This is a genomic window from Corallococcus praedator, assembly GCF_003612125.1.
Lineage (GTDB): Bacteria > Myxococcota > Myxococcia > Myxococcales > Myxococcaceae > Corallococcus > Corallococcus praedator.
The window spans coordinates 1-8,505 of sequence record NZ_RAWI01000391.1 but is presented as its reverse complement, the minus strand read 5'-3'; the positions used below and the strand labels follow the sequence as shown (position 1 = coordinate 8,505).

General features: G+C 69.8%; 6 protein-coding genes. All 6 read left to right on the top strand.

Translation table 11 applies throughout. The features are described from left to right. On the top strand, nt 1-3,018 hold a 3,018-nt coding region (locus D7Y13_RS33735; RefSeq protein ID WP_120630900.1), incomplete at its 5' end, for an ATP-binding protein. Nucleotides 3,019-3,020: 2 nt separating this feature from the next. Then, nucleotides 3,021-3,482 (top strand): response regulator, encoded by a 462-nt coding sequence (locus tag D7Y13_RS33730; RefSeq protein WP_120534193.1) that lies wholly within the window; start codon nt 3,021-3,023, stop codon nt 3,480-3,482. Continuing rightward, nucleotides 3,479-5,059: a sensor histidine kinase gene (locus D7Y13_RS33725; protein WP_120534192.1), complete on the top strand. Its 1,581-nt coding sequence runs from the start codon at nt 3,479-3,481 to the stop codon at nt 5,057-5,059. The genes D7Y13_RS33730 and D7Y13_RS33725 overlap by 4 nt, the downstream gene beginning before the upstream one ends. Before the next feature lie 109 nt (nt 5,060-5,168). Then, complete coding sequence (locus D7Y13_RS33720; protein WP_120534191.1) at nt 5,169-6,785, top strand: LVIVD repeat-containing protein; 1,617 nt, start codon at nt 5,169-5,171, stop codon at nt 6,783-6,785. 132 nt (nt 6,786-6,917) lie between these two features. Next, nucleotides 6,918-7,562: an EcsC family protein gene (locus tag D7Y13_RS33715; RefSeq protein WP_120534190.1), complete on the top strand. Its 645-nt coding sequence runs from the start codon at nt 6,918-6,920 to the stop codon at nt 7,560-7,562. Between the two features lie 56 nt (nt 7,563-7,618). Continuing rightward, nucleotides 7,619-8,505 (top strand): extracellular solute-binding protein (locus D7Y13_RS33710; RefSeq protein ID WP_120630899.1); only part of this gene is annotated, 887 nt, incomplete at its 3' end.

Below are 8,505 nucleotides of genomic sequence, written 5' to 3'. Positions count from 1 at the left end.
CTGTCATCGTCCCCCCCCCGCGCGAGCCTGCTCCTCGTCGACGACACCCCCGGCCACCTGCTGGCGCTGGAGGGCATCCTCGCGCCCCTGGGACAGCGGCTGGTGCGCGCCGCGTCCGGCCGCGAGGCGCTCCGGCGGGTGCTGGACGAGGACTTCGCCGCGGTCCTGATGGACATGAACCTGGGCGACATGACGGGCGTGGATGTGCTGAACCTGATGCGCGAGCGCGAGCGCAACAAGCGCACGCCCGTGCTGCTGATGACCGCGGGCGACGGGGACGAGAAGGAGTGGCTGGCCGCGTACGTGCACGGCGCGGTGGACTACCTGCGCAAGCCGCTGCGGCCTGAAATCCTCCTGGCCAAGGTGTCGATGTTCGTGGAGCTGCACCTGGCGCGCGAAGCCGTGCAGCGGCGGGAAGAGGCGCTGCGCGAGCGCGAGCGCGACGCCCTGGAGCTGGTGCACCGCGAGCGCCTGCACGCGTTCTTCATGCAGGCCCCGGTGGGCATCTCCATCGTGCGCGGAAAGGACTTCGTCTTCGAGCTGGCGAACCCCTTCTACGAGCGGCTGGTGGGCCGGAGGATCCCGCCGGGACGGACGCTGGCGGAGGTGTTCCCGGAGATGGCCGCGCAGCCGGAGGTGATGGAGGTGCTGCGCGGGGTGCTGCGCACGAAGCAGCCCTTCGTGCGGCCGGAGTTCGAGGTGGTGCTGGAGCGCGACGGCAAGCCTGCCTCCGTCTTCTTCAACGTCATCTACCACCCGCTGCTGGAGTCGGATGGGAAGGTGTCCGGCATCATCACGCTGGCCACCGACGTGACGGAGTGGGTGCACTCGCGCCAGCGCACGGAGGCGCTGGCCCAGGACCTGCGCCGGCAGCAGGTGGCCCTGCAGGACAGCGAGCAGCGGCTGCGGATGGCGCTCACGGCCACGCAGCTGGGCACCTTCGACATGAACATGGTGACGGGCACCCTGGACTGGGACGCGCGCTGCAAGACCCTCTTCGGCCTGCCGCCGGAGTCGGAGGTCTCCTACGCGCTGTTCCTGGAGGGGCTGCACCCGGAGGACCGGGAGGCGGTGAACCAGGCGGTGGCGCGAAGCACGGATCCGGCGGGCACGGGCGACTACGACGTCGCCTACCGCACCGTGGGGCTGAAGGACGGCGTGCTGCGCTGGGTGCGCGCCACGGGCCGGACGCTCTTCGAGGACGGGCGGGCCCTGCGCTTCGTGGGCACCGTGCAGGACATCACCGCGTCCAAGCTCGCGGAGGAGGAGCGGGCCCGGCTGCTGGCCGGAGAGCTGCGCCGCACCGAACAGCTCCGAGGCCTGTCGCGCGCGAGCCTGGCGCTCAACGCGGCCGGCGGGGTGCAGGCCATCCTGGACCTCGTGGCCCTCAAGGCGCGCAAGCTGATTGGCGCGAACCAGTCCTCCGTGCAGGTGGTGGAGGGACGCGACGCCCAGCCGCTCACCGCGCTGTCGGCGGCGGACGCCCACGCGACGGCGGTGGACGAGCGGGGCCTCTTCGCGCGGGTGTGCCGGGACAACCACCCGCTGCGCCTGACGCGCGAGGAGTTGTCCGCGCATCCGTCGTGGAAGGACGCGGCCCCCGCGCAAGGCCCGGCGCTGCCCCTGCGCGGCTTCCTGGCGGTGCCGCTGGTGGGGCACGACGGCCGCAACCTGGGGCTCGTGCAGGTGTCCGACAAGCTGGAGGGTGACTTCGACGCGGAGGACGAGACGGTCGCCGTGCAGCTGGCGCAGATGGCCAGCGTGGCGTTGGAGAACGCGCGCCTGTACGAGACGGCCCAGGCGGAGCGGCGCAACCTGTTCGCGGTGCTCAAGCAGCTGCCCGCCGCCATCACCGTGCTGCGCGGACCGGAGCTGGTCTTCGAGATGGCCAATGACCTGCGCCTGAAGCTCACCGGTTCCCGGCCCCTGGTGGGCCTGCCGCTGCGCCAGGCGCTGCCGGAGCTGGAGGGGCAAGGACAGATTGAAGCGCTGGAGCACGTCTACCGCACCGGAGAGACCTACCAGGGCCGCGAGATGCCCCTGCGCCTGGGCCGCGACCAGGGGCAGGACGCGCCCGAGGGCTACTTCAACCTCACCTTCCAGCCGCTGCTCGACGTGGAAGGGCGCGTGGACGGCATCGTGTCCGTGTCGTGGGAGGTCACCGAGCAGGTGCTCTCACGCCAGCGCATCGAGGCGCTGGCCATGGAGCTGAAGGAGCGCGTGGAGAGCCTGAAGCAGGCGGAGGAGGAGATCCGCCGCCTGAACATGGGCCTGGAGAAGCGCGTGCGCGAGCGCACCGCCCAGCTCCAGGAGGCGAACAAGGAGCTGGAGTCCTTCAGCTACTCCGTGTCGCACGACCTGCGCGCCCCCTTGCGCCACATCACCGGCTTCGCGCAGCTGCTGGACCGCCGGGCCGGGCCGAAGCTGGACGACGTGGCGAAGGGCTACCTCACCACCATCGCGGGCGCGGCGAAGCAGGGCGGCACGCTGGTGGACGACCTGCTGGCGTTCAGCCGCATGGGCCGGGCGGAGATGCGGCGGACGCGGGTGGACCTGGGGCAGTTGGTGGAGGAGGCTCGCAAGGACCTGTTGCCGGAAGCCAACGGCCGCCAGGTCGAATGGCAGGTGGGCGAGCTGCCGACGGTGGAAGGCGACCCGGCGCTGTTGAGGCAGGTGATCCACAACCTGCTGGCCAATGCACTGAAGTATACGCGTCCGAAGCCGGACGCCCGCATCGAGGTGGGGGCGCGCGAGGTGGAGGGAGAGGCGGTGGTCTGGGTGCGTGACAACGGCGTGGGCTTCGAGATGCAGTATGTGGACAAGTTGTTCGGGGTCTTCCAGCGGTTGCACACGGCCGAGGAGTTCGAGGGCACCGGCATCGGGCTCGCGAACGTGCGGCGCATCGTGTCGCGCCACGGTGGACGGACCTGGGCGGAGGGCGCAGTGGGGCAGGGCGCGACCTTCACCTTCACCCTGCCCCGGACTTCTCCGTTGGAGAAGAAGGAAGAAGAGACCTAAGCGTGCTTGAGCTCAAGAGGATCCTCCTGGTCGAAGACAGCGCCAACGACGTGGCGCTCACGCTGGCGGCGCTGGAGGAGGTGCACCTGGCCAACGAGGTGGTGGTGGTGCGCGACGGGCAGCAGGCGCTGGACTACCTCTTCCGCAAGGGCGAGTACGCGAACCGCCAGGATGGCCACCCGGCCGTGGTGCTGCTGGACCTGAAGCTGCCGAAGGTGGATGGGCTGGAGGTGCTGGAGAAGGTGAAGGGCGCCCCGGAGCTGAAGGCCGTGCCGGTGGTGATGCTCACCTCGTCGCGCGAGGAGCGGGACCTGGCGCGCAGCTACGGTCTGGGTGTGAATGCCTACGTGGTGAAGCCGGTGGCCTTCCCGGACTTCGTGTCCGCGCTGCGCGAGCTGGGGTTGTTCTGGGCGGTGGTGAACCAGCCGCCGCCGGGGGCGCCCACGCCGGGAGCCTCGAAGTGAGTTCACGCGGCAATGCCGCGCTGGAGTTGAACCCCGCCCCCGCTTCCGGACGCCCGCTGTCCATCCTGCTGCTGGAGGACAGCCCGCTGGACGCGCAGTTGGTGTCCGCGCAGTTGGAGGAGGGCGGACTGCCCGCGACGCTGGAGTGCGTGGCGGGCCGGACGGCCTTCACCTCCGCGCTGGCGAAGGGGAAGTACGACCTCATCCTGTCGGACTACAACGTGCCGGGCTTCGACGGGATGAGCGCGCTGGAAGCGGCGCAGACGGTGTGCCCGGACACGCCCTTCCTCTTCGTCTCCGGGGCGCTGGGCGAGGACCGCGCCATCGAGCTGCTCAAGCGCGGCGCCACCGACTACGTGCTCAAGGACCGGCTGGAGCGGCTGGGCCCCAGCGTGCGGCGGGCCCTGCGCGAGGCGGAGGGCGTACGGCTGCGCAAGCGCACGGAAGAGGCGCTGCGCCGGTCGGAGGAGCGCTACCAGTTGGTGGCGCACGCGAGCTTCGACGCCATCTGGGACTGGGACCTCCAGTCGGACGCCATGCATTGGATTGGCGACGCGACGGAGGAGGTCTTCGGCTTCCCGCTGGAAGAGGTGGACGCGGACGCGGCGTGGTGGCGGCGGCACATCCACGCGGATGACCGCGAGCGGGTGATGACCGGGTTGCAGCGGGCCTTCGACGCGGACGACGACCGGTGGCAGGACGAGTACCGCGTGCTGCGCAAGGACGCGTCGTATGCGTACGTGGCGGCGCAGGGCTGCATCGTGCGCGGGGCGAGCGGCAAGGCGCGGCGCATCGTGGGCGCCATGCGCGACATCACCGAGCGGCGGCGCGCGGAGGAGGAGAAGCAGCAACTGGTGCACGAGGCCCAACGGCGGGTGGAGTTCGAGCAGCAGCTCATTGGCATCGTGAGCCACGACTTGCGCAACCCGCTGGGGGCCATCCTCACCGGGGCGTCGCTGATGTTGCGGCGCGAGGACATCCAGCCGTGGCACGCGAAGGCGGCGGCGCGCATCCTGTCCGCGGCGGAGCGGGCGACGCGGATGATCCGCGACCTGCTGGACTTCACCCAGGCGCGCATGGGCGGCGGCATCCCGGTGCAAGCGGAGCCGTGTGACTTCCACGCGCTGACATTGCAGGTGGTGGAGGAGGCGCGCACGGCGCACCCGGAGCGCACCATCCTGGTGGACCAGGAGGGGGATGGGCAGGGGGCGTGGGATTCGGACCGGATGGCGCAGGTGCTCTCCAACATCCTGGGCAACGCGCTGAAGTACAGCCCGGAGGAGACGCCCGTGCGGGTGGAGAGCCTGAGCGAACCGGACGCGCTCGTGGTGCACGTGCGCAACGGGGGTGAGCCCATCCGGCCGGACCTGCTGCCGCGCATCTTCGAACCGCTCCAGCGCGGCACGACGGTGGGCCGCTCCGAGCGCAGCATCGGGTTGGGGTTGTACATCGTGCGGCAACTGGTGTTGGCGCACGGGGGCACGGTGGACGCGCGGTCGTCGGCCGCCGAGGGCACGGTGTTCACCGTGCGCCTGCCCCGGCTGCGTGCGGGTGAAACGCCATCCTCCATGGAGTAGGGCGCGTCAGGGATTACCGCTGGTCCCCTATCTCCTTTTCGAGAACAGCTTTACACTGCGAGTGTGCTTGGCGCACGGCCGGGTGCCGCCTGGCCATGGAGGCTTCTCGATGAGGTGTCTTCCCCGTTGTCTGGGAATGCTGCTGCTCTCCTGCCCTGTGTTGCTGACGGCCTGTTCTGATGACTCCAAGGGGTCCCCGGATGCCGGCACGCCCCCTGCCGTGGCTTGGGATGGCACCTCCACCCCCATCGAAGAGAAGGGCGACTGGATTGACCGCGGCGTCTTCGCTCCCTGCGAGTTCACCCCGCCCCTGGGAACCGAGATCGACTGCGACACCCCGGCCCTCTTCAACCTGTCGCAATGCAACCCGAGCGCGCTCCGCACGGCGTCACGGCACGGCATCTACCAGACCGAGCTGCGACCGGACACCGGCGAGTACCCATGGGGCGGAGCCGGCCTCCAGCTCCCGGAAGGGGGCGGCACCGGAACCTCGAATTTTGATCGCTTCACCCGGCAGCAGTTCGATGACCAGGGCATGCTCCTCACGAGCGTCTTCACCACGCCCCGGGGCGTGGCCATCAAGACCGCGCTGGCGGGCTGTGACGTGCCCGAACCCCACCACATCACCGGCTGCTATGCGGTCTGCACCAACGGCGTGCTCACGGAGAAGGGGACGTTCGACGCGGACCGCCTGGTCTTGAGCCGCGGTGAGGCCGAGTCCTCCGGGGGCCTGAACCTCGTCTCCGAGTCCGCCGTCGACCTTGGCTTCCCCGTGGATGTCTACGTCACGAAGAACCATGCCTACGTGGTGTCCATCCAGCTCAAGCCGGACATGCCCGCGGGAGGCTTGACGGTCTTCGACGTCAGCGACCGCGACCACCCCGTGTTGAAGAAGGTCATCTCCCTGCCGGGCGACGGGTACTGGAACGCCGCGTGGGCCAAGGACGACGTCCTCTACGTCGCCACCAAGGCTTCCGGCGTCATCCTGTATGACATCTCAAACCCGGGGGATCCGACCTACATCCGCAGCGTGCCCAGCGGCGCGCCCCCGAATGTCCACACCCTGCACGTGGATGGCAACCGGCTCTACGCCATGGCGCTGCGGCCCGCGCAGACGATCATCTTCGACATCACGTCCCCGCGAGACCCCGTCCTGCTCAACCGCGTCGTCTTCTCGTCCGAGGAGTTCGTCACCAGCTATCCGCACGACTCCTTCTCCTACGAGGGCCGCCTCTACATCAACCACACGGACATCGGCTTCCTGGTCACCGACCCGAGCGACCCGATGCAGGTCAAGGAGCTGGGCAAGTACCACTACAACCGGCAATACAGCCATGCCAGCGCGGTGGGGACCTTCGCGGGCCGCACCATCGCGTTCGAGGGCAGTGAGCAGGAGGGCGCGCACCTTCGCGTGTTGGATGTCACCGACCCGGCGAACATCCAGCTCATCGGCGAGCACCGGCTGCGCCCCACCACCTCCATCCACAACATGATCCTGAAGGGCACCAAGCTGTACGTGGCCTGGTACCAGGACGGCGTGCGCGTGTTCGACGTGGCCAATCCCACGCTCCCCAAGGAGATTGCCTACTTCAACGCCTACCGTGAGACCGACCCGAACCGGCTGGCCATCGTCTACGAGGGCGTCATGGGCATGCGCGTCCCGGGCGACGGGTATGTCTACGCGGTGGACACCTCACGCGGGCTGCTCATCTTCAACGAGCTCTGAGTGAACGACGGGAGGGAGGGGCCTACTCCCCTCCCTCTTCGTCGGGGTCGTGCCGAGCGACCGGGCAGGCTTCCCGCGGTCTCCTTTCTCCAGGTCGAGGCCCGCTCTAGGCTCAGGGCGAAAGGTGGACGCATGTCGAAGCCGCTGGAAGTCGTGAACGCCGTCCTGGATGCGGGCTTCGAGGGCCTGGGGCCGCTGTGCAGCGCGACGGGGCTGGCGGACGAGTACCTGCGGGACACGCGCTACCCGGACCACGAGGCGCGCATCAATGCGCTCATCCACTGGGAGACGGGGAAGCTGTTCACCACGGGCTTCCTGTCCGGACTGGGCGGGCTGCTCACGCTGCCGGTGGCGCTGCCCGCGGGCCTGGGCGTGTCGTGGGCGGTGCAGGCGCGGCTGGTGGGCGCCATCGCGCGGATCCACGGGCATGACGTGGAGGAGGACCGCGTGCGGACGCTCACGCTGCTGGCCATCGTGGGTGACATCGGCAAGGAAGTGGTGAAGCAGGCCGGCATCGAGGTGAGCCACCAGTTGGGCATGCGCGCGCTGGAGGCGGTGCCGAAGCACGCGCTGAGCGGCATCAACCGCGCGGTGGGCTTCCGGCTGGTGAGCAAGGCGGGACAGAAGGGCATCGTGAACCTGTCCAAGGTGGTGCCCCTGGCCGGAGGGCTGGTGGGCGGCGCGGTGGATGCGCTCGCGTGCCGCGCGGTGGGCGCCACGGCGCGGCGGCTGTTCGCACCGGGGCCGCTGGCGGCTTCGGGCATGTCGCCTGGATGACCCGGGCGTGTGCCTTGCGTTGACGGTGGGTCCTCGCACTGGACTCATCCGGGCGCATGGGCCGCCTCCTCGTTCTCCTCGTCGCGCTGGGCCTCGTTTCGACGGGCTGCAAACGCTCGTCGGAGGAACAGGGGACGGCGGGCCGCACGCGCATCGTCTTCAAGTTCCAGCCGCTGTGGGGAGACCCGGCGCCGTTCCGTGAGCTGCTGGCGGGGTATTCGCGCGCGAACCCGGACGTGGAGCTGGTGACGGAGGCGCTGCCCAATTCGTCGGACCTGGCGCACCAGTTCTTCCTCACGTCGTTGCAGGGCAAGGCGACGGACTTCGACGTGCTGGTGGCGGACGTCGTGTGGGTGCCGGAGTTTGCTCGGGCGGGGTGGGTGGCGGACCTGTCCGAGGACTTTCCCCCGGCGCGGCTTCGCGAGGAATTCCTTCCCGGGCCGGTGGACTCCGTGGTGGTGGAGGGGCGCACGTACGCGGTGCCCTGGTACGTGGACGTGGGCGTGCTCTACTACCGCACGGACCTGGTGCCGCGCGCACCGCGCACGTACGAAGAGCTGCGGCGCTTCACCCGCGACGCGATGGCGAAGGCGCCGGGCATCCAGGGCTACGTGTGGCAGGGCCGGCAGTACGAGGGCCTGACGTGCAACGTGTACGAGGCCATCTGGGGCCATGGCGGGCAGTCGCTGGGGGCGGACGGGCGCGTGCTGCTGGAGACGGAAGCGGCGCGCGAGGCGCTGGCGTACCTGCACGGGTTGATCGCGGATGGGTTGTCTCCGCCGACGGTGACGGGGTTTGGCGAGGAGGAGGCGCGACGCGTGTTCCAGGAGGGCCGCGCGGTGTTCATGCGCAACTGGCCCTATGCGTGGAGCGAGGCGCAGGCGGAGGGCTCTCCCATCCGGGGCAAGGTGGGCATCGCGCCGCTGCCGACGAAGGATGGACA